This is a genomic window from Pseudomonas sp. FW507-12TSA (genome assembly GCF_058781435.1).
Genome location: NZ_JBYSWT010000028.1, coordinates 82,537 through 108,075, shown reverse-complemented (window position 1 = coordinate 108,075; position 25,539 = coordinate 82,537). Strand labels below are relative to the sequence as shown.

The 25,539-nt window shown below is 62.1% G+C and carries 21 protein-coding genes; 6 read left to right on the top strand and 15 right to left on the bottom strand.

The window, feature by feature from the left end; all coding sequences use genetic code 11:
- Positions 1 to 3 precede the first annotated feature (3 nt).
- Positions 4 to 2,682, top strand: a complete 2,679-nt coding sequence (locus tag AC3WK8_RS24055; protein WP_103326018.1) for a DEAD/DEAH box helicase — start codon at positions 4 to 6, stop codon at positions 2,680 to 2,682.
- Between the two features lie 23 nt (positions 2,683 to 2,705).
- On the opposite strand, the gene nagZ is transcribed toward AC3WK8_RS24055, so the two are convergent.
- Together nagZ and AC3WK8_RS24045 are read right to left on the bottom strand one after the other, a co-directional pair.
- Positions 2,706 to 3,704, bottom strand: coding sequence for a beta-N-acetylhexosaminidase (gene nagZ, locus AC3WK8_RS24050; protein ID WP_178088052.1), 999 nt, complete (start codon positions 3,702 to 3,704; stop codon positions 2,706 to 2,708).
- A 177-nt stretch (positions 3,705 to 3,881) separates the two neighbouring features.
- Positions 3,882 to 4,589, bottom strand: coding sequence for a TetR/AcrR family transcriptional regulator (locus tag AC3WK8_RS24045; RefSeq protein ID WP_022643354.1), 708 nt, complete (start codon positions 4,587 to 4,589; stop codon positions 3,882 to 3,884).
- A gap of 251 nt (positions 4,590 to 4,840) precedes the next feature.
- On the opposite strand from AC3WK8_RS24045, the gene lexA reads away from it, so the two are divergent.
- Complete coding sequence (lexA, locus tag AC3WK8_RS24040) at positions 4,841 to 5,446, top strand: transcriptional repressor LexA (protein WP_085597098.1); 606 nt, start codon at positions 4,841 to 4,843, stop codon at positions 5,444 to 5,446.
- A 10-nt stretch (positions 5,447 to 5,456) separates the two neighbouring features.
- Positions 5,457 to 5,930 (top strand): SOS-induced cell division inhibitor SulA, encoded by a 474-nt coding sequence (gene sulA, locus AC3WK8_RS24035; RefSeq protein WP_085597099.1) that lies wholly within the window; start codon positions 5,457 to 5,459, stop codon positions 5,928 to 5,930.
- A 105-nt stretch (positions 5,931 to 6,035) separates the two neighbouring features.
- Here sulA and AC3WK8_RS24030 read toward each other — a convergent pair whose 3' ends face one another.
- The 10 genes from AC3WK8_RS24030 to AC3WK8_RS23985 form a co-directional block, all read right to left on the bottom strand.
- A complete protein-coding gene (locus tag AC3WK8_RS24030; protein WP_083457029.1) occupies positions 6,036 to 6,269 on the bottom strand; it encodes a hypothetical protein in 234 nt (77 codons plus the stop codon).
- Positions 6,270 to 6,407: 138 nt separating this feature from the next.
- A complete protein-coding gene (locus tag AC3WK8_RS24025; RefSeq protein WP_103326016.1) occupies positions 6,408 to 6,965 on the bottom strand; it encodes a LemA family protein in 558 nt (185 codons plus the stop codon).
- A gap of 4 nt (positions 6,966 to 6,969) precedes the next feature.
- On the bottom strand, positions 6,970 to 7,986 hold the full coding sequence (locus AC3WK8_RS24020) for a hypothetical protein (protein ID WP_103326015.1): 1,017 nt from the start codon (positions 7,984 to 7,986) through the stop codon (positions 6,970 to 6,972).
- Positions 7,986 to 9,026 (bottom strand): hypothetical protein, encoded by a 1,041-nt coding sequence (locus tag AC3WK8_RS24015; protein ID WP_256592354.1) that lies wholly within the window; start codon positions 9,024 to 9,026, stop codon positions 7,986 to 7,988. The genes AC3WK8_RS24020 and AC3WK8_RS24015 overlap by 1 nt, the downstream gene beginning before the upstream one ends.
- A gap of 50 nt (positions 9,027 to 9,076) precedes the next feature.
- Positions 9,077 to 9,598, bottom strand: a complete 522-nt coding sequence (locus AC3WK8_RS24010; RefSeq protein ID WP_053138660.1) for a DUF6586 family protein — start codon at positions 9,596 to 9,598, stop codon at positions 9,077 to 9,079.
- A gap of 160 nt (positions 9,599 to 9,758) precedes the next feature.
- Positions 9,759 to 12,368, bottom strand: coding sequence for a type I DNA topoisomerase (gene topA / locus AC3WK8_RS24005; RefSeq protein WP_053138616.1), 2,610 nt, complete (start codon positions 12,366 to 12,368; stop codon positions 9,759 to 9,761).
- A 113-nt stretch (positions 12,369 to 12,481) separates the two neighbouring features.
- On the bottom strand, positions 12,482 to 12,718 hold the full coding sequence (locus AC3WK8_RS24000) for a DUF1653 domain-containing protein (RefSeq protein WP_019093731.1): 237 nt from the start codon (positions 12,716 to 12,718) through the stop codon (positions 12,482 to 12,484).
- Between the two features lie 86 nt (positions 12,719 to 12,804).
- A complete protein-coding gene (gene fadA / locus AC3WK8_RS23995; RefSeq protein WP_031321318.1) occupies positions 12,805 to 13,980 on the bottom strand; it encodes an acetyl-CoA C-acyltransferase FadA in 1,176 nt (391 codons plus the stop codon).
- Positions 13,981 to 14,008: 28 nt separating this feature from the next.
- Positions 14,009 to 16,156 (bottom strand): fatty acid oxidation complex subunit alpha FadB, encoded by a 2,148-nt coding sequence (gene fadB / locus AC3WK8_RS23990; RefSeq protein WP_103326014.1) that lies wholly within the window; start codon positions 16,154 to 16,156, stop codon positions 14,009 to 14,011.
- 564 nt (positions 16,157 to 16,720) lie between these two features.
- Complete coding sequence (locus tag AC3WK8_RS23985; RefSeq protein WP_031321315.1) at positions 16,721 to 17,158, bottom strand: hypothetical protein; 438 nt, start codon at positions 17,156 to 17,158, stop codon at positions 16,721 to 16,723.
- 97 nt (positions 17,159 to 17,255) lie between these two features.
- Here AC3WK8_RS23985 and AC3WK8_RS23980 point away from each other — a divergent pair, with 97 nt between their 5' ends.
- Complete coding sequence (locus AC3WK8_RS23980; protein ID WP_022643343.1) at positions 17,256 to 17,693, top strand: universal stress protein; 438 nt, start codon at positions 17,256 to 17,258, stop codon at positions 17,691 to 17,693.
- A gap of 90 nt (positions 17,694 to 17,783) precedes the next feature.
- On the opposite strand, the gene AC3WK8_RS23975 is transcribed toward AC3WK8_RS23980, so the two are convergent.
- A complete protein-coding gene (locus AC3WK8_RS23975) occupies positions 17,784 to 19,712 on the bottom strand; it encodes an ATP-binding cassette domain-containing protein (protein ID WP_022643342.1) in 1,929 nt (642 codons plus the stop codon).
- 213 nt (positions 19,713 to 19,925) lie between these two features.
- On the opposite strand from AC3WK8_RS23975, the gene AC3WK8_RS23970 reads away from it, so the two are divergent.
- Positions 19,926 to 21,854 carry a transglycosylase SLT domain-containing protein gene (locus AC3WK8_RS23970; protein ID WP_022643341.1) on the top strand — a complete coding sequence of 643 codons (1,929 nt, stop codon included), beginning with the start codon at positions 19,926 to 19,928 and terminating at the stop codon, positions 21,852 to 21,854.
- A gap of 178 nt (positions 21,855 to 22,032) precedes the next feature.
- Here the strand turns inward: AC3WK8_RS23970 and AC3WK8_RS23965 are convergent, their stop codons facing one another.
- Positions 22,033 to 23,799 (bottom strand): ABC transporter transmembrane domain-containing protein, encoded by a 1,767-nt coding sequence (locus AC3WK8_RS23965; RefSeq protein ID WP_178088050.1) that lies wholly within the window; start codon positions 23,797 to 23,799, stop codon positions 22,033 to 22,035.
- Between the two features lie 259 nt (positions 23,800 to 24,058).
- On the opposite strand from AC3WK8_RS23965, the gene AC3WK8_RS23960 reads away from it, so the two are divergent.
- Positions 24,059 to 24,238 carry a PA1571 family protein gene (locus AC3WK8_RS23960; protein ID WP_011060254.1) on the top strand — a complete coding sequence of 60 codons (180 nt, stop codon included), beginning with the start codon at positions 24,059 to 24,061 and terminating at the stop codon, positions 24,236 to 24,238.
- A 58-nt stretch (positions 24,239 to 24,296) separates the two neighbouring features.
- Here the strand turns inward: AC3WK8_RS23960 and pdxB are convergent, their stop codons facing one another.
- A complete protein-coding gene (pdxB, locus tag AC3WK8_RS23955) occupies positions 24,297 to 25,439 on the bottom strand; it encodes a 4-phosphoerythronate dehydrogenase PdxB (protein ID WP_103326012.1) in 1,143 nt (380 codons plus the stop codon).
- Between the last annotated feature and the right edge of the window lie 100 nt (positions 25,440 to 25,539).

Below are 25,539 nucleotides of genomic sequence, written 5' to 3'. Positions count from 1 at the left end.
CCCCTGACCAAACCCCTGGCCCCGTCCTGGGTCAACCGCTTCAAGGAACAAGCCTTGGAGCGCGGCCGACGTTATGCCCTGGAAAAACGCGTGCGTATCGTCAGCGCCGGAGACAGCGCTATCACTGCCAGCTGCGAAGGCTCCGGCGGCAATGTCTACCGCCAGACCATCACCCTGCGCGAGTCGAGCAAGGGCAACCTGCTGCTGATCGACAGCCACTGCACGTGCCCGGTACACAGCAACTGCAAGCACATCGCCGCCGTCCTCCTGCAAGTGGAGGAAACCCTGGCCTACCCGGCGGCGGCCAAGGACGCCGAGCTCCTGGAGAAACTCTCCGCCGTGCTCGACAGCCGCCGTCCACCGGCTCCACCCCAGCAACTGCTGGACGACGTGCGACCGGTGCCCCGGCTATGGCTGGCGAGCATCGAGTTCAGTGCCTTCGAGCCGCGCAACGGCAAGATGCAGCGCTACATCCAGCACCGCGCCGCGCTGTCCTTCAACTACCTGGGCGAATATGCCAGCGGCCAGAAGCACGCCGACCTGATCATCCACCAGGAACAGCAGACCCTGCGCATCAAGCGCCAGCCGGAGCTGGAGCAGGCCTGCCGCGAGCAGTTGCGCGCCCTGGGCTTCAAGATCGCCACCCGGCAAAGCAAGGCGCTTGCGGAAAGCGCCGGTGAGCTGTACGAGATGGTCAACGACAGCGCCTGGCTGACCTTCACCCTCAACGAGTTGCCCAAGCTGCGCGAACAACAGTGGGAGCTGCAGATCGACGAGGGCTTCGGCTTCGACCTGACGGCGGTGGACGACTGGTACGCCAGCGTCGATGAAGCCCCCGGGCGGGACTGGTTCGACCTGGAACTGGGGATCATCGTCAATGGCGAACGCCTGAGCCTGCTACCGATCCTGCTCAACCTGATGCGCTCGCACACCGAGATCCTCAACCCGGAGCGCCTGGCCAAGCGCCGCGACGACGAGCTGATCCTGGTGAACATCCCCAACCGCCCCAACTCCCTGCACGGCCCGCTGCAGGTGGCGCTGCCCTATGGCCGCTTGAAACCGGTACTGGCGACCCTGGGCGAGTTCTACTTGCAGGAGAACAGCGATCTGGCCCTGCGCTTGAGCAACGCCGACGCCATCCGCCTCAACCCGCTGGAGGAACTGCCGCTGCTTTGGGAGGGTGGCGAGCACATTCGCAGCTTCGCCCAGCGCTTGCGGGACATCCGCGACTATTCAGCGTCAGTCCCCGAGGGGCTCAACGCGACCCTGCGCCCCTATCAACTCGAAGGCCTGAGCTGGATGCAGTCGCTGCGCCAACTGGAAGTGGGCGGCATCCTGGCCGACGACATGGGCCTGGGCAAGACCCTGCAGACCCTGGCTCACATCCTCAGCGAGAAAAACGCCGGGCGCCTGGACCGCCCGTGCATGGTGGTGATGCCTACCAGCCTGATCCCCAACTGGCTGGACGAGGCCGCGCATTTCACGCCGCAGCTCAAGGTCCTGGCGCTGTACGGCGCCGGGCGCAAGAAGCATTTCCCCCAGTTGGCCGACTACGACCTGTTGCTGACCACCTACGCCCTGCTCCCCAAGGACATCGAGCAGTTGGCCGCGCAGCCGCTGCACGTGCTGATCCTGGATGAAGCCCAGTACATCAAGAACCCATCGAGCAAGGCCGCCCAGGCCACTCGCCAGCTCAATGCCCGGCAGCGCCTGTGCCTGTCCGGCACGCCTTTGGAGAACCACCTGGGCGAGCTCTGGTCACTGTTCCACTTCCTGCTGCCTGGCTGGCTGGGGGACGCCAAGAGCTTCAATCGCGACTACCGCGTGCCTATCGAGAAGCAAGCCAGCGAGGCGCGCCTGCAGCACCTCAACGGCCGGATCAAGCCGTTCCTCTTGCGCCGCACCAAGGAACAAGTGGCCACCGAACTGCCACCCAAGACCGAGATCATCCACTGGGTCGAGCTCAACGAAGCGCAACGCGACGTCTACGAAACCATGCGCCTGGCCATGGACAAGAAGGTTCGCGACGAGATCACCCGCAAGGGCGTGGCGCGCAGCCAGATCATCATCCTCGAGGCGCTGCTCAAGCTGCGCCAGGTGTGCTGCGACCTGCGCCTGGTCAATGACTCGCCGCCAGCCCGCGGCAGTTCGTCCGGCAAGCTCGACAGCCTGATGACCATGCTCGAGGAACTGTTCGATGAGGGCCGTCGCATCCTGCTGTTCTCGCAGTTCACCTCGATGCTGGGCCTGATCGAGATCGAGCTCAAGCGACGCAACATCACCTACGGCCTGCTCACCGGCCAGACCCGGGACCGGCGCACCCCAGTGCGGGATTTCCTGAGCGGCAAGCTGCAGATCTTCCTCATCAGCCTCAAGGCCGGCGGGGTCGGCCTGAACCTGACCGAGGCCGACACGGTGATCCACTACGACCCCTGGTGGAACCCGGCCACCGAAACCCAGGCTACCGATCGGGCCTATCGCATCGGCCAGGAAAAACCGGTGTTCGTCTACAAGCTGATCGCCCGGGGTACCGTAGAAGAGAAGATCCAGCACCTGCAGCAGGAAAAATCCGGATTGGCGGCAGGCGTACTGGATGGACGCCAGGCTGGCGACTGGAAACTGCAGGGCGAGGACATCGAGGCATTGTTCGCCCCGTTGCCGGATAACAAGACAGGCCGCTGAAGCGGCCTGTCGAGGGGTCGAGGTCAGTCGATCAACTGCGCCTCGCGCAGCGCGGCCAGTGCGATCAACCAACGAGGGTCCTGCTTGTACTCCAGGTCGGCGAAGGCCTGGCCACGCATCCGCGCGATCCGTGGCGACGGGCTGACCTTGAGGCGCTGGGCAGCGCTCAGGGCCAGCTCGGCGGCAGCACGGTCGTTGCACACCAGGCCCATGTCGCATCCGGAGCTCAGGGCCGCCTCGATCCGGCTCGCGGCGTCGCCCACCACATGGGCTCCAGCCATGGACAGGTCATCACTGAAGATCACCCCGTCGAATTGCAACTCGCCACGCAGGATGTCCTGCAGCCAGCGCCGCGAGAAGCCGGCCGGCTGGCCGTCGACCTGCGGATAGATCACATGGGCCGGCATCACCGCCGCCAACTGCTTGCTCAGGCGGGCGAATGGCAGCAAGTCCTTGGCACGGATCTCTTCCAGGCTGCGCTCGTCATTGGGGATTGCCACGTGGGAGTCCGCCTCGGCCCAGCCATGGCCGGGGAAGTGCTTGCCGGTGGCCGCCATGCCGGCGCTGTTCATGCCCCGGATGAAGGCTCCGGCCAGCAGCGCGGCGCGCTCAGGATCGCCTTCGAAGGCCCGGGTGCCCACCACAGCGCTACGCTGGTGATCGAGATCCAGCACCGGCGCGAAACTCAGATCCAGGCCAACCGCCAGGACTTCGGTGGCCATGACCCAGCCGCACTGCTCGGCCAGGTACTCGGCATTCGGGTTGTCGGCCAGGGCACGCATCGCCGGCAGGCGGACGAAGCCCTGGCGCAAGCGCTGCACCCGGCCACCTTCCTGGTCCACCGCCAGCAGGAGGTCGGGACGGATCGCCCGGATCGCCGCGCACAGCTCGCGCACCTGGCGTGGATGCTCGATATTGCGGGCAAAGATGATCAACCCACCCACCTCAGGCTGACGCAGGAGGTGGCGATCTTCGGCCGTCAGCCAGGTACCGGCGACGTCCACCATCAAGGAGCCTTGCAGGCCAGCGGTCATAGAGTTTCCTTAAACACGAATGCGCACACCATCGACGCCGGCAGCCGCGAAACACGGGCGCCCACGGCGATCGATGTCGCGAAGGGGAAGGTACGGAAGTGGAAAACGAGAATCGGCATGGGCGGCTAGCTTAGCGGATGTAAGCTGTCGCGCCCAGCCGGAGGGTCAGGCCTTGGCGGCTGCCGGGGCCGGCTTGCTGCGCGGCCTGAGCTGGGCACTGGCCATGGCTTCGTCGGTGACGCCGGTCTCGGCACGCATGCCGGCAGCCAGGAACGGCACCATCAGGCGCATCACTTGCTCGATGGAAGTGTTGACCCCGAAGTCGGTCTCGGCGATGGCCCGCAGGGCCTTGATCCCGGACATGCTGAACGCCGCCGCGCCCAGCATGAAGTGCACTCGCCAGAACAGCTCGATGGGTGGAATACGTGGTGCCGCTTCATTGACCAACAACATGTAGCGGCGGAACACCTTGCCGTACATGTCTTCCAGGTAACGCCGCAGGTGGCCCTGGCTCTGGCTGAAGGCCAAGCCCAGCAAGCGCATGAAGATCGACAGGTCGTTGCCACTGCGCGGCTGTACCACCAGGGCCTGTTCCACCAGGATTTCCAGCAGCTCTTCCAGGCTCGGCTTGCTGTCGGGCTTGGACTGGCGCCGCTCCAGCTCACGATCGAGGCTGATGCAGAACGGCCCGAGGAAGCGCGAGAACACCGCCTGGATCAGGGCCTTCTTGGAACCGAAATGGTAATTCACCGCCGCCAGGTTGACCCCGGCCTTGCTGGTGATCAGGCGCAACGAGGTTTCGGCAAAACCTTTTTCCGCGAACAACTGCTCGGCAGCATCGAGAATGCGTTCAACGGTTTCCGACTGGGCCATGGCTACTCCGCCTGACAAACACTTGTTTGAAACATACGTTTCAGGCTCTGCAATGTCAAGCCTGCCTGCCCTTGCGAAGGCCTTCCGGCGCGCTATTTAATCATACCTGCCGGCCCCTGTAGCCTGCCCGGGCCGGCAGATTCCGACACCAGGACGACAACCGTCGGGCCGGGCATGGCAAAAGGAGGATTGCCAAGCCATGCCTACTGTATATAATCCCAGCAACTGTATAAAAAGACAGAGCGATCGACATGCTAAAACTGACGCCACGCCAAGCTGAGATTCTGGCTTTTATCAAACGTTGCCTAGAAGACAACGGCTACCCGCCGACCCGCGCCGAAATCGCGCAGGAACTGGGTTTCAAATCCCCCAATGCCGCCGAGGAACACCTCAAGGCCCTGGCACGCAAGGGCGCCATCGAGATGACCCCGGGCGCCTCCCGCGGCATCCGTATCCCGGGCTTCGAAGCCAAGAGCGACGACACCCTGCCGATCATCGGCCGAGTCGCCGCTGGTGCCCCGATCCTCGCCCAGCAGCACATCGAAGAGTCCTGCAACATCAACCCGACTTTCTTCCATCCGCGCGCCGACTACCTGCTACGGGTCAACGGCATGAGCATGAAGGACATCGGCATCTTCGACGGCGACCTGCTGGCCGTGCACACCACCCGCGAAGCCCGCAACGGCCAGGTGGTCGTGGCACGCATCGGCGACGAAGTCACGGTCAAGCGTTTCAAGCGCGAAGGCAGCAAGGTCTGGCTGATCGCCGAGAACCCCGAATTCGCCCCCATCGAAGTCAACCTGAAAGATCAGGAACTGGTGATCGAAGGCTTGAGTGTCGGCGTCATTCGCCGCTGAAGGAGGCTCCATGCAGTTCCCCCATGTCCCCCAGCAAGCACAGCTTCCGCTATTCGAAGCATTCCTGGCCCAACCCCTGGCGCCGGCTCTCAAGGAAGCAGCCGAATCGCCCTGGAACAACGCACCAGAAGCTTTCAGCGAACTGTCATTACGTGGCGCCGCCGGGAACTGCCTGAACCTGTTGGCCCCCATTCTCAGGGAACTGAGCCAGGAACAGGATGCCCGCTGGCTCACCCTGATCGCCCCGCCATCCAGCGTGACCCAGGCCTGGCTGCGGGATGCCGGCCTGAATCGCGAACGCATCCTGCTACTGCACCCCCGGGGCAACCAGAGCTCGCAACAATTGGCATGCGAAGCCCTGCGCCTGGGCCGTAGCCATACAGTGGTCAGTTGGCTTAATCCACTGAGCAGCAGCGCCAGGCAACAACTGGTCAGCGCTGCACGCACCGGCGAGGCGCAAAGCCTGAATATCCGCTTGGGGTAAACAACGGAAAATAGCTGGGAACACGCTTGAATGATTCAAGGCTTCTCCAGGACGGAGAAGCCCAAACAACGCGACGAGTGGCCTGAAGAAACCGATGGACGGGCCTTAATGAAGAACCCGCGGCCCCTCTTCCTTCTCGATTTCGCCCTCGACCAAGCGACCGGCCATTTGTACGCCGACGCTCAGCATGGCCTTGGCCACTTCCACATGCTGGCCTTGCAGAAAGGCCTTGGCATCCTCGGAGAAATCCAAAGTCACCAGAGAACCCTCGTCTTCAGCCCTGCGCAGCTCGATACGGCCGTCTGGCAACTCGACAATTTCTAGAAAGGACGTTGGCATATAGATCTGTTCTCCACGAAAGGCGAGGGATTATACCAGTCATCGCCCGAACCTCGCGCGGGAATCGCTTGCGTCCGGCTGGTCGCCCCCCTCGAAGAACTCGGTACCAGCCAGTAGCGCAAGAACCTCTGGGCCCCTTCAAAAATTTGGCTTGTACTCAAAACCCGACGCGGCCTGACTGTCCGAGAATGGTGTGATCAGAGACTTGTTCAAACTCAAGCGATTGATCAGCGAACCGGGAAATAACTGAATGCTGTTGTTGAAATGCTCGACGTTCAGGTTGAACAGGGTAATGGCGGCACCAATATCGCTCTCTTGCTCGGCAACCTCACGCATCAGATTACTCAATAGCTCTACTGACTTGAGATCGGGATAAGCCTCGAAGGCGAGATTCAAGCCCCCCGACAAGGCTTTAGCGCTCTGACTCACCGACTTCAATGCGTCGCCATCGGCTGCCGATGGCAAACCGGCAATAGCAGTACGCAATTCCACTATCCGCTCCAGCAACTGGCTTTCGTATGCCTGGAAACCAGCCACTTGCGGCTCCAGCATATCCAGGACCTTGATCCGCTGCCGCTCGTATACCAATACATCCGACCAAGCTCGCTGCGCCTTGTTGTGAGCACCGACTATCTTGTTGTAATGCGTATAGGCAATAACACCCAAGACAATCGCAACGACCAATAGCAACTCCATAAACCTACTGCTCCATTTCTTCAGTGACTTTCAACGGGCGATCAAAATTATCGTCTTGCAACTCCGCCAATTCATGCACCAAGGCCAGTACCGGGAACAGGTTCGGCAACGCCAATCCCCGCTCGATGTTGTCATAGAAGCCTTGCAGGTCCTCGAACGTGCCCGGGTCGTCATAAGCCATGACCTCGGCATCATCGAAACTCAGGCACAAACGCCCTCGACTGGAAAACTCCAGGTTCACATTCTTCAATCGCCGATGAAGCCCCAGAAGAAAAACCTGCGTGGCGGGTTTCGCGAATTTCGCGCAGACCAACTCACTCTCACCATTGAGTATGAAAGCGCGGTTGAAGTCAGCGAAAGTCGTCTCGAAAGCCCCTCGCCTGGCTTTCTTCTGATCTAGCGCGTTACTGAGCACCACAACGTCTTTGATCCAAGGAAAATCGATTACCAGGCTGTATCGATCGAAGCTCTCGTAAACCCTTTCACTTTCGTTATTGGGCTGGTTCTTGATATGCGAATTCACATAGCGAAGGTGGTGGAAAACAAACGACAACTGATGGCGTGGGCCCTGATAGAGCCCCTTGGCCGAGGCCTCTATACGACGGCTGTCATTACCACGGTCATAATCAGCGAACTCTTCACTCAACTGGTTGAAACGCTCATCCGCAGAACCACCCGGGTCCTGCAGGCCATTGCTGAGTAACGAACACTTGCGGGCTATTTTCTTCGGTAGCTCATCAACGGCCGCCTTCCGGCTCATCCAGATGTACAGGCTGGCGAAGCCCAGGCATGCCGTGGCAAACCACATCAGCAGCACGCCTGCCAGGGCGGGAATCGCCGCCATGATGGCCAGCAGCAACAACACCCAGGACTGGGCATGATCGAAACGCAGCCCTCCCTTGAAGGACTTGAGCCTGTCGATAATCACCAATAAATCCGCGTTGGATCGAGCCCGCGCAACTGCCGAATCGCAATCGCCCAGCAAGCGCACCAACTCGGCATCGTGCTTTAGCAACTGCATCATTCCTCCCTGACCAGATCACCAGGACTCTTATGCCGGACATCGTCCTGCAAGGACTGATCGACCGAACCATCTTGCAGCAGCGCCAACTGGTGCACCCATTCCAGTACCGGAAACAGCCCAGGCAGTTCAACCCCCTCCTCGATCCGCTGGCGAAACACGGCAAGATCGCTCAAAGCCCCGAGATCGGCATGGGCCATGATCTCGTCGCCAAAGCTCAGGCAGAGCCGCCCCTGACTGGAAAACTCCAGGTTGACCTGATCCAGGCGACGCGCGAGCTCTAGCAAAAAAGCCAGGGTCGCGCCCGTGGCGAATCGCTCGCAACCGGCCTGATCATTGCCTCGCAGTACGAAGGTCTCATCGAAAGCGCTGCAACCGGTCTTGAACGGCTGCAACGTCTGTGGGGCCGGCAAAGGGCTGGAACGAACCGCGATGTCCATCACCCAAGGGAACTCCACTACCAGGCTATAGCGATTGAAGGTATCGAAGACCTTCCTGTAGCTGCCACCCGGCCCCCGCTGGTTGCTGGAGGTAACGTACTGCAGGTGGTGGTATTCGAACGCCAACCGGTGACAGCCCCCCTGATAGACGCCCTGGACCGAGTCGACGATGTGACGTCGCTCATTGCCTCGCTGATATTCGATGAATTCACTATTGAGCTTCTTCAGGCGCCAGTCGGCGGTACTGTCGAATTCGCTCAATTCATTGCAGAACAGTGCACATTTGCGAGCAATGCTGGCGGCCAGGTCCGTCGACGACCCAGAAAGCCCTTTACCGATGTAGTAGCTGGAAAAGACCAGGGCCAGACCCAGCCAGAACATCCCGCCCATGCCATCCATCAACCACATCGTGGCGAAGGCGGCAAAGGCCAGCACCAGAAGGATTATCGACTGCACATGATCGAACTCCAGCCCGCCGGGAAACACCTCGAGCCTGTCGAGCACCTCCAGCAAATCCGCGTTGGAGCGGGCACGGGCGACCCGCACCTGAGAGTCATTCAGCAGGCGAACCAATGCCTGGTCACGCAAGAAGAACAGCATGAATCTTCCTTGATCAAATAGTCGTACGGCGGATCAGCCGGCGTCCGGGCTCAACACTCGTTCAAGCCGTCCCGAAAACGAATAGCCAAGGCCTTGAGATTCTGCCGCCAGCTTTCCAGCTCCTCACGCCCCAGCTCTGGCGGCGCCTCTTCATCCAGGCTGACCGCCACGATCAACGGCTGGGTGACATCGCCCTTGGGCTTGTGGGGCGCCCTTGGCGGCTGGAGCAAAGCCCCATAGGCGGCCAGCAACTGCGCCAGCCAGCTTTGCGGGCTCTGCGCCAGCTCGACCAACTCCGCCAGCTCGGGAATAGCGATGTTTTCCAGCACCTCACGGTTGAGGATCTGCTCCACGCGGGAAGCACCTGCCTGGGGCAATCGGTAGAACCCGGCAATCTCGTGGCACAACCCGAGCAGCGCCCCGTACAGGTGAAACAACACCGATTCGCGACCAGCCTGGACCAGGGCCTGGGCATTCATCGCCCGCCCCTCTTGCGCCCGCGCCAAAGCCTCCAGGGCCAAACCGGCGAAATAGATTTTCTGATTGGTACGGGTATAGAGCTCATGGGCCATGTAGGCAGCCTCCACCATAAGAACAGAGCCGGATGCGGGTATCACAGTTTCAGGGATCGCTCCCGCCGGCCGCAAGCCAAAAGAAAGGCCGCATGTTCCAAGGGAACATGCGGCCTTGTCAGTCACCGCGCGGAGGTCGCCCTCCAGCGCTCACGGGACTTCAGCGCTTGTCCTCGACCTTCCAGCTGCCGCCGTCGTAGAAGGCGCGCCAACCAGTAGGCTTGCCATCGACTTCGGTCTGCACGTACTGCTCTTTGGTCTTGCGGCTGTAGCGCACCACCGCTGGACGACCTTCCGGGTCCTTTTGCGGCGCTTCGCAGAGGAAGTGATACTTCGGATCGATCTCGTCCTTGTGCGGGATCAGCTCGAGCACCAGTGGCGCGCGGGTCTCGCGGTTCTTCGGGAACTGGCTGGCGGCCAGGAACAACCCCGACGCACCGTCACGCAGGATATAGGTGTCGTTGACCTTCTCGCACTTGAGTTCGGGCATCTTCACCGGATCCATCTTCGGCGGCGCCGCATCGCCGCTCTTCAGCAGCTTGCGGGTGTTCTTGCAGGTCGGGTTGGTGCAACCGAAGAACTTGCCGAAACGACCGGTCTTGAGCTGCATCTCGCTACCGCACTTGTCGCACTCCAGGCTCGGGCCTTCATAGCCCTTGATCCGGTAGTTGCCCTCTTCGATCTCATAGCCGGCGCAATCCGGATTGTTGCCGCAGATATGCAGCTTGCGCTTTTCATCCAGCAGGTAAGCGTCCATCGCCGTACTGCAGATCGGGCAACGATGCTTGCCGCGCAGCACCAGAGATTCGGACTCACCCTCGTCGTCCGCCGCGATCTCGTCGCCCGGAACCAGGTTGACCGTGGCCTTGCAGCGCTCCTTGGGTGGCAGGCTGTAACCCGAGCAGCCCAGGAACACGCCTGTGGAGGCCGTACGGATCTGCATCGGCCGACCGCAGGTCTGGCACGGGATATCGGTCATGACCGGCTGGTTGGCGCGCATACCGCTTTCAGCGCCCTCCGCGACCTCGAGCTTGTTCTTGAAGTCGCCATAGAACTCGTCGAGGACGTTCTTCCAGTCACGCTCGCCCTGGGCCACATCGTCGAGGTTCTCTTCCATGCCGGCAGTGAAGCCGTAGTCCATGAGGTTGGAGAAGCTCTCGGAGAGGCGCTCGGTGACGATATCGCCCATCTTTTCCGAATAGAAGCGGCGGTTGTGCAGGGTCACGTAGCCGCGATCCTGGATGGTGGAGATGATCGCCGCATAGGTCGAAGGACGACCGATGCCACGCTTTTCCATCTCCTTCACCAGGCTGGCCTCGGAGTAACGCGCCGGCGGCTTGGTGAAGTGCTGGCTCGGATCCAGCTTGATCAGCTTCAGGACTTCGCCCTGGGCCATGTCGGGCAGCACATCGTCATCGCCCGGCTTGCTCACCTGGGGCATGACCCGGGTGTAACCGTCGAACTTGAGAATACGGCCCTTGGCGCGCAGCTCGAAGTCGCCGGCGGCAACGCTGACGGTAGTGGACAAGTATTGTGCCGGAGGCATCTGGCAGGCCACGAACTGGCGCCAGATCAGCTCATACAGGCGCTCGGCATCACGTTCCATGCCCGACAGCTTGCTCGGATGGGTGTGCACATCGGACGGACGAATCGCTTCGTGCGCCTCCTGGGCCCCTTCCTTGCTGCTGTAGACATTGGGCGAGGCTGGCAGGTACTTGTCACCGAATTCGCTCTCGATATAGCTACGGGCCATTGCCACGGCGTCGGCCGAGAGGTTGGTGGAGTCGGTACGCATGTAGGTGATGTAGCCCGCTTCGTACAAGCGCTGGGCCATCATCATGGTCTTCTTCACCCCGAAGCCCAGTCGATTGCTCGCCGCCTGCTGCAGGGTGGAAGTGATGAACGGGGCCGAAGGCTTGCTGCTGGTGGGCTTGTCTTCACGCTTGGCGACGCTGTAGGACGACGCCTTGAGCTTCTCTAGGGCCGCCATGGCCTGGGCTTCGTTGAGCGGCTTGAAGGCCTCGCCATTCTCGCGCGCCACTTCGAAACGCACCTTGGCGTTCTTCGCGGTACCGAGGTCGGCATGCACCTCCCAGTATTCTTCAGGGATGAACGCGCGGATCTCGCGCTCACGCTCCACTACCAACTTGACCGCCACCGACTGCACGCGACCGGCGGACAGGCCACGGGCGATCTTGGCCCACAGCAGCGGCGACACCATGTAGCCCACTACGCGGTCGAGGAAGCGCCGGGCCTGCTGGGCATTGACCCGATGGATATCCAGCTCGCCCGGCTGGGAGAAGGCGTCCTGGATCGCCTTCTTGGTGATTTCGTTGAACACCACGCGCTTGTAGCGCTCGTCGTCACCACCGATGGCCTCGCGCAGGTGCCAGGCAATGGCTTCCCCTTCGCGGTCCAAGTCCGTCGCGAGATAGATGGTGTCGGCATCCTTGGCAAGGCGGCGCAGCTCTTCGATGACCTTTTCCTTGCCAGGAAGGATTTCGTACTTGGCTTTCCAGCCGTGCTCGGGATCGACGCCCATGCGCGCCACCAGCTGCTTGCGCGCCTTTTCCTTCGGCGACAGGGCCGGAGCCTCGCCTGCGGCCTTGCCACGCTTGGCGGCTGGCTCCTTGGCGGCACTTGCCGAACCGCTGGTGGGCAGGTCTCGGATATGGCCGATACTCGACTTCACCACGTATTGGTTACCCAAGTACTTGTTGATGGTCTTGGCCTTAGCCGGGGATTCCACAATGACCAGCGATTTGCCCATGGATCGGAAAATTCCTGAATTCGAGAAGTTGAGGCGGATGGCGCCTGACGCGGCACCGCTATATATAGTGGCAACAAGGTGAGGTCAAGCGCAGGGTACTGCGCGACCTGCGCTCAAGCCGGTGAAAAAAGACTGGGTTCGGCCTGCACCAAAGCAAAGCGTGGGACCTGCTCGCCGTCAACTTCGACTGACTCCAGGAACATGCTCAAGGGACGCACCCAGAAGCCGTAATCGCCATACAGGGCTTGGTAGAACACCACTTCTTCTTCCGTTTCCGAATGCCGCGCCACGCTGAAGACGCGGTACTGCGGCCCTTTGTAATGCTGGTAGAGCCCGGGTTGTAACTGCATGCTCTGGCCCTCGTGCAAAAAAAATTAAAAATCTTCAGAAAAACAAAAACCGGGGCACAGGGCCCCGGCTTCCATCAACCCAACGCTTAAACGCGTTCGAAGACGGTCGAGATACCCTGGCCAAGGCCGATGCACATGGTAGACACACCGAAGGTGCCGCCATTCTGCTTCATGACGTTGAGCAGAGTCCCGGAGATACGCGCGCCGGAACAACCGAACGGGTGACCCAGGGCGATTGCGCCGCCGTGCAGGTTAACCTTCTCGTCCATCTTGTCGAGTACTTTCAGATCTTTCAGCACTGGCAGGGCCTGTGCGGCGAAAGCTTCGTTGAGCTCGAAGAAGTCGATATCGGCGATTCCCAGGCCCGCACGCTTCAGGGCTTTCTGCGTGGCCGGTACTGGACCATAGCCCATGATCGCCGGATCCACACCTGCGACCGCCATCGAGCGGATCACCGCCATCGGCTGGATGCCCAGGTCCTGGGCACGCTGGGCGGACATCACGATCATGCACGAAGCGCCGTCGGTGATCTGCGACGAAGTACCGGCAGTCACGGTGCCGCCCTTGGGGTTGAACGCCGGCTTCAGGGCCGCCAGGCTCTCCAGGGTGGTATCCGGACGAATGGTTTCGTCGTAGTCGAACAGCTTCAGGAAGCCATTCTCGTCGTAACCCTGCATCGGGATGATCTCGTCCTTGAACTTACCCTCCAGGGTCGCCTTGTGGGCGAGCTGGTGGGAGCGCAGGCCGAAGGCATCCTGCTGTTCGCGGGTGATGCCGTGCATCTTGCCCAGCATCTCGGCGGTCAGGCCCATCATGCCCGAGGCTTTTGCCGCGTACAGGGACAGGTGCGGGTTCGGATCCACGCCGTGCATCATGCTCACGTGGCCCATGTGCTCCACACCACCAACGACGAACACGTCGCCGTTGCCGGTCATGATCGCTTGCGCCGCGGTGTGCAGGGCGCTCATGGACGAACCGCACAGGCGGCTGACGGTCTGGCCGGCCGAGGTGTGGGGGATCTGGGTCATCAGCGATGCCATGCGGGCGATGTTCCAGCCCTGCTCCAGGGTCTGGTTGACGCAGCCCCAGATCACATCTTCGACTTCCGCCGGGTCGACCTTGGCGTTGCGCTCCAGCAGCTTGCTGATCAGGTGTGCCGACATGTCTTCGGCACGGGTGTTGCGGTGCATGCCGCCCTTGGAGCGGCCCATCGGAGTACGACCGAAGTCGACAATCACGACGTCTCTAGGATTCAAGCTCATATGTTCACTCTCGCTCTAGTGTGGGCGCTTAACCGAAGAAGCTCTGGCCGTTCTTGGCCATTTCACGCAGCTTCGCGGTCGGGTGGTACAGCGCGCCCAGATCGGCGTACTGGTCGGCCAGGGCAACGAACTGGGCGACACCGATGGAATCGATGTAGCGCAGCGCACCGCCACGGAATGGAGGGAAACCAATACCGTAGACCAGGCCCATGTCGGCTTCGGCAGCCGTCTCGACGATGCCGTCTTCCAGGCAACGAACGGTTTCCAGGCACAGCGGGATCATCATCCAGTTGATGATGTCTTCGTCGGTGACTTCACGCTGCTCGTAGACGATCGGCTTGAGCACTTCCAGCACCGACGGATCGGCGACCTTCTTCTGCTTGCCGCGCTTGTCGGTCTCGTAGGCGTAGAAACCCTTGCCGTTCTTCTGGCCCAGGCGCTTGGCCTCGTAGAGCACGTCGATAGCCGAACGGCGGTCGTCCTTCATGCGATCCGGAAAGCCTTCGGCCATCACGTCGCGACCATGGTGGCCGGTGTCGATGCCGACCACGTCCATCAGGTAGGCCGGGCCCATTGGCCAGCCGAACTTCTCCATGATCTTGTCGATGCGTACGAAGTCCACGCCAGCGCTGACCAGCTTGGCGAAACCGCCGAAGTACGGGAACAGCACGCGGTTGACCAGGAAGCCCGGGCAGTCGTTGACCACGATCGGGTTCTTGCCCATTTTCTTGGCATAGGCAACGGTGGTGGCGACGGCCAGCTCACTGGACTTCTCGCCACGGATCACTTCCACCAGCGGCATCATGTGCACGGGGTTGAAGAAGTGCATGCCGACGAAGTTTTCCGGACGCTTGAGGGCCTTGGCCAACAGGCTGATGGAAATGGTCGAGGTGTTGGACGCCAGGATCGCATCTTCCTTGACCTGGGCTTCGACTTCAGCCAGTACGGCTTGCTTGACCTTGGGGTTCTCGACCACGGCTTCGACCACCAGGTCGACGTTGTCGAAGTCACCGTAGGACAGGGTCGGACGAATGCCGTTGAGCACTTCGGCCATCTTCGCTGCGGTCATGCGGCCCTTCTCGACGCGGCCAACCAGCAGTTTCGCGGCTTCCGCCAGGCCCTGCTCGATACCGTGCTCGTTGATGTCCTTCATCAGGATCGGCGTGCCCTTGGAGGCCGACTGGTAGGCGATGCCGCCACCCATGATGCCGGCGCCAAGTACAGCGGCCTGCTTCACGTCCTGGGCGATCTCGTCGTAGGCCTTGGCCTTGCGCTTGAGCTCCTGGTCGTTCAGGAACAAGCCGATCAAGCTCTGGGCGGCCGAGGTCTTGGCCAGCTTGACGAAGCCTGCGGCTTCCACTTCCAGGGCCTTGTCGCGCCCGAAGTTGGCGGCCTTCTGGATGGTCTTGATCGCCTCGACCGGAGCCGGGTAGTTAGGACCCGCCTGGCCGGCCACGAAACCCTTGGCGGTTTCGAAGGCCATCATCTGCTCGATGGCGTTGAGCTTGATCTTCTCCAGCTTCGGCTGGCGCTTGGCCTTGTAGTCGAACTCGCCGGAAATGGCGCCCTTGAGCAGGGTCAGGGCAGCATCCTTGAGCTTCTCAGGGGCCACCACTGCATCCACAGCACCAACCTTCAGCGCGTCTTCGGCACGGTTTTCCTTGCCGGCGGCGATCCATTCGATGGCGTTGTCGGTACCGATCAGGCGCGGCAGGCGCACGGTGCCGCCGAAGCCCGGGTAGATGCCCAGCTTGACTTCCGGCAGGCCGATCTTGGCGCTGGCGGACATCACGCGGTAGTCCGCTGCCAGGCACATTTCCAGGCCGCCGCCCAGGGCGATGCCGTTGATGGCGGCAACGGTAGGCACGCCAAGGTCTTCGAAATCGCTGAAGATCTTGTTGGCTTCGAGGTTGCCTGCCACCAGCTCCGCATCCGGCAGCTTGAAGTTGTCGACAAACTCGGTGATGTCGGCGCCGACGATGAACACGTCCTTGCCACTGCTGACGATCACGCCCTTGATCGACGCATCTGCCTTGATGGTGTCAACAGCCTGACGCAATTCGTTCAGGGTTAGACGGTTGAACTTGTTGACGGACTCACCCTTGAGGTCGAAATTCAATTCGACGATGCCGCTTTCAAGAGCCTTAACCGTGATGGCTTTACCTTCGTAAATCATCAACTGATCTCCACGATATGGAAGCTGAACAGTACACGTCGGACGCTAACTTCTGGCATGGCACTGACGTCACCGTCGATGCTAACGCCAATCCGCCAGGCACACCCGCCAACGCGATAATCGGGAATCTGTATAGAGACGCCTGAGATACAAACGCTCATTTCATACGCCCGTTTGATTTGGGTACGCCACATTCACGGAAAATCCGCTAATTGTCAATCGTCCGAAATGCTGTTTGAAACGCGACTTTGCGGTCATTCCCGGGTGCTGCGGACCACCAACACGCCCCTGCATCTGCAGTCATTCATAAGATCAATATTTAGAAAAATCGCCCTAAATCTCCCGCCGGCATGACAACCCCTGGCTAAGCTTCAGAAAGAAATCCGAACAACGCCGCATGCATGGCCGCTGGAACTGCATGCCGCCTCAAACCCGAGTCCCAGGCAACAAAAAGCCACCCGAAGGTGGCTTCATGAGAGTTTCCGGCCTGCCTGGCCACCCCGCCCGATGCTGAGTCGGGCTTTTTATTGCCTGGCGCACAGGCTCGCCCAACTTGCTCGGCGCTCAAGCCAGGGCCTTGAGTACCGCGGCGATATCCTGCAACACCCGGGGCTCACCCCGCTCATTCCAGTACAGGGCGATCAGCTGCTTGTCGGCCTCCACCTTGAACACACCAGCCGGCAGGGTCCGCAGGTGCTGGAGCAGCGACTCATCGTCACATGGCTCGCGCCATTGGTTGACCCAACTTCCCGGGGCCACTTGCCAATAACTCCAGCACGCCACCGCCCCCCCACGCCGTGGGCGGTGGTATTGCGGGCACGGGTCCGGAGGCTGCTGGCCCAGCCAGTGCGGCCACTCCTGGGGCGCCAGCTGCATGGCCAGGCCCATGCGCCGAGCCTCCATGCGCACGGCGATCAACCCACTCTGGCGACGCGAAGGTCGTAGCCATGCCCAGGGACTCAAGACCACCACAAGGATTGACACCACTATCCAGACCGTCATATCTGTACTCTCGATTCTCGATGAGCGGGCCGTTGCAACCAACCCGCTTTAAACCAGCCATACTTGAAGCTATTGCAATCCTCTGGAGGAGCGCCTCATGCCCTACCACCATATTCTGGTCGCCGTAGATCTAACCGAAGAGTGCGATCCTGTTATCCACCGGGCCCGCGAACTGTCGGTGAGCAATGGCGCCAAGCTATCGCTGGTGCACATCGTGGAACCGATGGCGATGGCCTTCGGTGGCGACGTCCCCATGGATCTCTCGCAACTGCAGCAGCAACAATTCGACCAGGCCAAGGAACGCCTCGACCGCCTGATCAACAAGTACCCGGAACTGACCAAGGAATACAGCCACCTGACCTATGGCCAGCCGCGCCAGGAAATCCATCACCTGGCCAAGGAACAGGAGTGCGACCTGATCGTGGTCGGCAGCCACGGTCGCCATGGCCTGGCCCTGTTGCTCGGCTCCACCGCCAACGACGTCCTGCACGGAGCACCTTGCGACGTGCTGGCGGTGCACCTGGCCAAGCGCTGAGGCTTGCCGTTGCCGAACTGATGAAGCGACAACCGCAGCGACAAAAAGCCCGACTCTGGAGTCGGGCTTTTTGCATCAGGCACCCAGCAATCAGGCATCCAGCTCCGCCCAGCGCTCGACCATCTGGTCCAGCTCGGCGTTCAGTTGTTCCAGCTTCGCGATGACCGCAGTGGTTTCTGCCACGGGCCGCTGGTAGAAACCGGCATCGGCCATTTCCGCCTCGACGGCGGCAATCTGCTGTTCCATGGCCTCGATCTGCCCCGGCAGGGCCTCGAGTTCACGCTGCAGTTTGTAGCTGAGCTTCTTCTTCGCCGCAGGTGCAGCGGCTTCCTGTACTGGCTCCAGCGCCTGGGCCGGCACCGGCGGCACTACGGCGGAGTTCAGCTCGGCCTTGCCGGACTTGTTCTCGGTCACACCCAGCAAACGCGGCGAGCCACCCTGGCGGATCCAGTCCTCATAACCACCGACGTACTCGCGCACGCGCCCCTGACCCTCGAAGACCAAGGTGCTGGTGACCACGTTGTCGAGGAAGGCCCGGTCGTGGCTGACCATCAGTACCGTACCCTGGTAGTTCGACAGCACCTCTTCGAGCAGCTCGAGGGTTTCCACGTCCAGGTCGTTGGTCGGTTCGTCCAGCACCAGCAGGTTGGCCGGTTTGCTGAACAGCTTGGCCAGCAGCAGCCGCGCACGCTCGCCACCCGAGAGTGCCTTGACCGGCGTCCGCGCCCGCTGTGGGCTGAACAGGAAATCGCCCAGGTAGCTGAGCACATGCCGGTTCTGGCCATCGATCTCGATGAAGTCGCGACCTTCGGCGACGTTGTCGATCACGGTCTTTTCCAGGTCCAGCTGGTGGCGCAACTGGTCGAAGTAGGCCACTTCGATCCGCGTCCCCTCCTCGACCTTGCCGCTGCTGGGCACCAGGCCGCCCAGCATCAGCTTGAGCAAGGTGGTCTTGCCGGTGCCGTTGGCGCCCAGCAGGCCGATACGGTCGCCGCGCTGCAGGACCATGGAGAAATCCTTGACCAGGAACGGCCCTTCCGGGTGGGCGAAACTGACATTCTCCAGCACCATCACCTGCTTGCCGGACTTGTCCGCCGCTTCCAGCTGGATGTTGGCCTTGCCGGTGCGCTCGCGACGCTGGCTACGCTCCACGCGCAAGGCCTTGAGCGCTCGCACGCGGCCTTCGTTACGGGTGCGACGGGCCTTGATGCCCTGGCGAATCCAGACTTCTTCCTGGGCCAGGCGCTTGTCGAACAGTGCGTTGGCGGTTTCTTCCGCTGCCAGGGCCGCTTCCTTGTGGACCAGGAAGCTGGCGTAGTCGCCGTTCCAGTCGATCAGGCCGCCACGATCCAGCTCGAGAATACGAGTGGCCAGATTTTGCAGGAAGGAACGGTCGTGGGTGATGAACAGCACGGCCCCCTGGAAATCCTTCAGCGCTTCTTCCAGCCAGGCGATCGCACCGATGTCCAGGTGGTTGGTCGGCTCGTCGAGCAACAGCAGATCCGGCTCCGCCACCAGAGCCTGGGCCAGCAGGACGCGCCGGCGCCAGCCACCGGACAGCTCGGCGAGGGTCTTGTCGGCAGGCAACTGCAGGCGGCTCAGGGTGCTGTCCACCAGCTGCTGCAAGCGCCAGCCGTCACGGGCCTCGAGGTCGTGCTGGACGTGCATCAGTTTTTCCAGGTCGGCGTCGGTGACGATGTTCTGGCTCAGGTGATGGTACTGGGCCAGCAACTCGCCGACCCCAGCCAGGCCCTGGGCGACCACATCGAACACAGTGCGCTCGTCGGCCACCGGCAACTCCTGGGGCAACTCGCCGATCTTCAGGGCGGGTGCGCGCCATATTGAACCGTCGTCGGGCTTCTGGTCGCCCTTGACCAGCTTCATCATGCTGGACTTGCCAGTACCGTTGCGACCGATGATGCACACCCGCTCGCCACGGGCGATCTGCCAGGACACCTTGTCCAGCAACGGCATGGCGCCGAAAGCAAGGGACACATCGCTGAATTTGAGCAGGGTCATGTTCTTCTCCAAAAACCGGGCGCGCATTCTACCTGAGTTAGGCTCGCAGAAGGCCGGCTATTTCGCCGGTGGCGACCCTGGCGCGACATTTGTTGCCAACTGATACCAGCGGACCGGCAAAGCTTTCGCCGGTTGCTGGCAAAAGGCTAAGCTAGTGAGCAATCAGTGTTGGCCCTGTCGGCACTTGTCATGATTTCTCTGCCCGGATGTCTCATGCGCAGTCGCCTTTTCAGCCTTTTATCCTGCCTGCTTCTTTCCGCCGCTGCCGCCCAGTCCGCCCAGGCGGCAGACCTGACCCTGCAACGCCAGTACTACGACGAAGCCAAGCGCGCCCTGGCCAAGGGTGACTCCGGCCCCTACTTCCGTTACGCCGATGCGCTGCGCGACTACCCGCTCGAGCCCTACCTGGCCTACGACGAACTCACTGCCCGGCTGAAGAGCGCCAGCAACGCCGAGATCGAGAAATTCCTCGCCGAACACGGCGACCTGCCCCAGGCCAACTGGATGAAGCTGCGCTGGTTACGCTGGCTGGCCGAACGCGGCGACTGGGCGACATTCGCCAAGTACTACGACCCCAAGCTCAACTTCACCGAGCTCGACTGCCTCAACGGCCAGTACCAACTGGGCCACAACCTCAAGGCCGAGGGCTACGCCACCGCCGAAAAACTCTGGCTGAGCGGCAAATCCCAACCTGCGGCCTGCGACGGCCTGTTCGGCCAGTGGGCCGCCGAGGGCCAGCTGACCGAGCAAAAGCGCTGGCAGCGGGCCAAGCTGGCGGCCGAGGCGCGTAACTACGCCCTGGCCAACAGCCTGGTCAACAGCATGACCACCCTGGCGCCCCAGGGTCGCCTGCTAGTGGATGTGGCCCAGAAACCGGAGCTGCTAAGCCAGCCTTCGCGCTTCCAGCCCGCCAACGAGGCCATGTCCGATGTGGTCGGCCTTGGCCTGCGCCGCCTGGCCCGCCAGGACCCGGACAAGGCCATGGCCCTGCTCGACGGTTATGCCAGCAGCATGCACTTCTCCCGTGACGAAAAAGTGGCCATTGCCCGCGAGATCGGCCTGACCCTGGCCCGGCGCTTCGACAGCCGCGCCCTGGACGTGATGACCAAGTACGATCCCGAGCTGCGGGACAACACCGTGTCCGAATGGCGCCTGCGCCTGCTGTTGCGCCTGGCGCGCTGGGAAGATGCCTACCAGCTGACCCGCAAGCTGCCCCAGGAGCTGGCCAGCACCAACCGCTGGCGCTACTGGCAGGCACGCAGCCTGGAACTGGCGGAACCGAAGAACCCCCAGGCCCAGGCACTGTTCAAGGGCCTGTCCCGGGAGCGGGACTTCTATGGTTTCCTCGCCGCCGATCATGCCAAGGCGCCCTACCAGTTGAACAACCAGCCGCTGATGCTCAGCCAGGCGGTGATCAACAAGGTACGCAACACTCCAGGCGTGCGTCGCGCCCTGGAACTCCATGCCCGGGGACAGATCGTCGACGGGCGTCGCGAGTGGTACCACGTCAGCCGGCATTTCAACCGTGACGAAATGGTCGCCCAGGCCCGCTTGGCCTATGACCTGAAGTGGTACTTCCCGGCCATCCGCACCATCAGCCAGGCCCAGTACTGGGACGACCTGGACATCCGTTTCCCCATGGCCCACCGCGATACCCTGGTACGCGAAGCCAAGGTCCGTGGCCTGCATTCCAGCTGGGTGTTCGCCATCACCCGCCAGGAAAGTGCGTTCATGGACGACGCCCGCTCCGGTGTCGGTGCCAGCGGCCTGATGCAACTGATGCCCGGCACCGCCAAGGAAACCGCGCGCAAGTTCAGCATTCCCCTGGCCTCGCCGCAGCAAGTGCTGGATCCGGACAAGAACATCCAGCTGGGCGCAGCCTACCTGAGCCAGGTCCACAGCCAGTTCAACGGCAACCGGGTGCTGGCCTCAGCGGCCTACAACGCCGGCCCCGGCCGCGTGCGCCAGTGGCTCAAGGGCGCCGACCACCTGAGTTTCGACGTGTGGGTGGAAAGCATCCCCTTCGACGAAACCCGCCAGTACGTGCAGAACGTCCTGTCCTATTCGGTGATCTACGGCCAGAAGCTCAATTCACCGCAACCACTGGTGGATTGGCACGAACGCTACTTCGACGATCTCTGATCTTCCGCCCAAGAAAAAGCCCGCATGGTTGCGGGCTTTTTCGTATTTCCCCCACCCCTTCGCTGTGATCGGGTACGACGCAGCAGCAATATATGGCTGGCGAGGCCTACGCCCTCGTGCGCAGCCTCACAAGCTCGGCAGACGCGACAGGAACCTGTCGCCATCCAGCCCGATGAACTCAAGAACCATCGCTGAACTGTAGCGCCGCCAGGCGCGCATACAGCGGGCTGTCGGCGATCAATTGCTGGTGCGTACCCACCGCCACCAGCCGGCCCTGGTCCATGACCGCGATTCGATCGGCATTCTTCACCGTGGCCAGGCGATGGGCGATCACCAGGGTGGTGCGATTCTGCATCAGGCTCGGCAAGGCTTGCTGGATCAGGTGTTCGCTCTGCGCGTCCAGGGCACTGGTGGCCTCGTCCAGCAGCAGGATCGGCGCATCCACCAGCAGCGCCCGGGCGATCGCCAGGCGCTGGCGCTGGCCTCCGGACAGGCCCTGTCCACCATCGCCCAGGTGAGTCTGATAGCCCTGGGGCATCTGCTCGATGAACTCATGGGCGTAGGCGATCCGCGCGGCCTCCCGGACTTGCTCCGCAGTCGCGGCAGGATTGCCGTAGCGCAGGTTCTCCTCGATGCTGCCGAAGAACAGCGCCGGACTCTGCGACACCAGGGCGAAACAACGCCGCAGGTCCTGCGGATCGAGGCTGGCCAGGGGCACGCCATCCAGCAGGATCTGCCCTTGCTGCGGATCGTAGAAGCGCAGCAGCAAGTCATACAAGGTGGACTTGCCAGCTCCCGAGGGGCCGACCAGGGCCAGGGTCTCCCCGGCGCGGATGCTCAAGGACAAACCATCCAGAGCGTAGCGATCAGCTCGTGAGGGATAGGCAAAGCGCAGGTTCTCCAGTTGCAGCTCCCCTCTAACTCGGGCCGGCAAACGGACCAGCCCGGCGCTCGGCGCCTGGATGATGCTCCGCTCCCGCAGCAGCTCGGCAATCCGCTCCGCAGCCCCTGCCGCCCGCTGCAACTCGCCGATCACCTCGCTCAGGGTACCGAAGGCGCTACCGACGATCAGGCTGTAGAACACGAAGGCCGCCAGCTCACCGGCGGAAATTCGCCCGGCGATCACATCCATGCCGCCGACCCAGAGCATCACCCCTACGGCACCCAACACCAGGACGATCACCAGGGTGATCAGCCAGGCACGCTGGATGATGCGCTGGCGCGCGGTATGAAAAGCCTCCTCCACCGTCAGGGCGAAGCGCCGTTCGTCCTCGGCCTGGTGGTTGTAGGCCTGGACCGTCTTGATCTGCCCGAGGGTTTCTGCCACGTAGCTGCCCACATCGGCGATCCGGTCCTGGCTCAAGCGCGACAGGCTACGCACCCGGCGACCGAAAAGCAGGATCGGCACCAACACCAGCGGCAGGGCGATCACCACGATGCTGGTGAGCTTGGGATTGGTGATGAACAGCAGGACTATGCCGCCCAGCACCATCAGTGCATTACGCAGGAACAACGACAGCGAAGATCCGATCACCGACTGCAGCAGCGTGGTGTCCGCTGTCAGGCGGGACTGGATTTCCGAGCTGCGATTGTTCTCGTAGAACCCCGGGTGCAGGTAGATCAGGTGATTGAACACCTGGCGCCGGATATCCGCGACGCAGCGCTCGCCGATCCACGACACCAGGTAGAAACGCACGAAGGTACCTACAGCCAGCGCCAGTACCAGCAGCAGGAACAGGCCGATGGTCTGGTTCAGCAGGTGCGGCGACTGGGTCATGAAGCCCTGGTCCACCAACAGGCGGATGCCCTGCCCCATGGACAGGGTGATGCCCGCGGTGAGCACCAGGGCCAGCAAGGCTCCCAGCGCCTGCCAACGGTAGGGATCGATAAAGCGACTGGCCAGGCGCAAGGCCCGGCGATGACGAGAAGAGAGCATACCGTTCATCCATTGACGCGCCGGCGATCGACCCACGGCAGCGCCGGTAACGGGATGAATTCGCAGGAACTTTGGTAAATCGCAATGAGTCAGGTTGATTATGACCAGTAACGCTAGCACCTAGAGATTATCGGTCTAATCCATGACTGGCACTCCTGCGGTATTTCTGGTGGAGTGAAGTTACCGGACCTGCCCTGGCGCTGGTCTGTAACAGCCCGGTCACCCGGTCATTCTAAAGTAAGCACACAACCTGATGAGGAGACAGGCCATGTCCTTGCAACACAGCAGCAATGACAAGATTCAAGTGATCCGTACCCAGCCCAACCAGTCTCTGGGTTGTGCCATCATCGATGCCCAGGGCCGCGAAGTACCCATTACTGAAGACATGATCCAGAACGCCTGCCGCGAACTGGAAAAGCGACTGGTCAAGCCTGCTCGGCAAGATTGACACATAGCCTCACGTCCTCTTGACCCGGCCTGGTGGCCGGGTTTTTTATACCCGCGATTCAGGCCAGCGTGGCCCCCAATGCCCGGACGATCCGCTGCAGATCAGCCGACTCGCCCTGGATCCGCACCTGCAGGCCATCGATCTCCCGGCGCTGCGGGTAGTGCTTGCGCAACCCGTCGAAGGCGCTGCGCTGCTGCGCGACATCGTCGGACAAACTCCGGCGGAAATCCGCATCGTCGCGACGCGGGTCGTACACCGCCCGGCAAATCGTCGCCAGGGCCCAGGCCGGGTCGGCCTTGGCATCCAGGCAAACCTGCGCCACCCAGGGTGCTGGCAGCAGGCTCTCCAGCAGGACCTGTTCGACATGGCCGAAGTGCCGGCAGAACGCCTGGTAGATCTGCGCCGTACCACGCTGCTTGCCATCCAGGCTGTAGCCGGCGATATGCGGCGTGGCCAGCACGCACAAATCCGCCAGGGCACTGTCCACCGTCGGCTCTTGCTCCCAGACATCCAGCACCGCTTGCAGGTCCTCACGCTGCAGGAGCACTTCACGCAGGGCACTGTTGTCCACCACCGGGCCTCGTGCAGCGTTGATCAGCCAGGCACCCTGGCGCAGCCGCTCCAGGCGCTGGCGATCCAGCAGGTGCCAGGTGCGGTGTTCGCCATCACGGGTCAGCGGCGTATGCAGGCTGATGACGTCGCAACGCTCGAGCAATTGCCCCAGGCTGACGTAGTCGCCGCCCTCCAGCGCCTGGCGCTGCGGATCGCAGACCAGCACCTGCCAGCCCAGGCCACGCAACACTTCGATCAAGCGACCACCGACCTCACCTGCGCCGACCACGCCGTAGCAGCGGCGCGACAGGTCCACGCCCTCGATCTCGGCCAGGGTCAGCAGGCTGCCCAGCACGTAGTCCACCACCCCGCGGGCGTTGCAGCCCGGGGCGCTGGACCAGGCAATGCCGGCCTGCTGGAAGTAGTCCAGGTCCAGGTGGTCAGTGCCGATGGTGCAGGTTCCAACGAAGCGCACCGGGGTGCCTTCGAGCAAGGCACGGTCGACCTGGGTTACCGAGCGCACCAGCAGCACATCCGCCTGGGCCACGCAGGCGCGATCGATGGCGCGCCCGGGAAAGCGCCGGATCTCGCCGAACCCGGCAAAGAATTCATCGATCAGGGGAATGTTTTCGTCGGCAACGATCAGCATGGCAGGCTCCTCTTGGGGAGGCGCAGTTTAGGCCCAGATCACCCGGCGAACCAGCGCGGCCTGCAGGCGCGAGAGCAATCGAGGCCCGTATTACAAATCC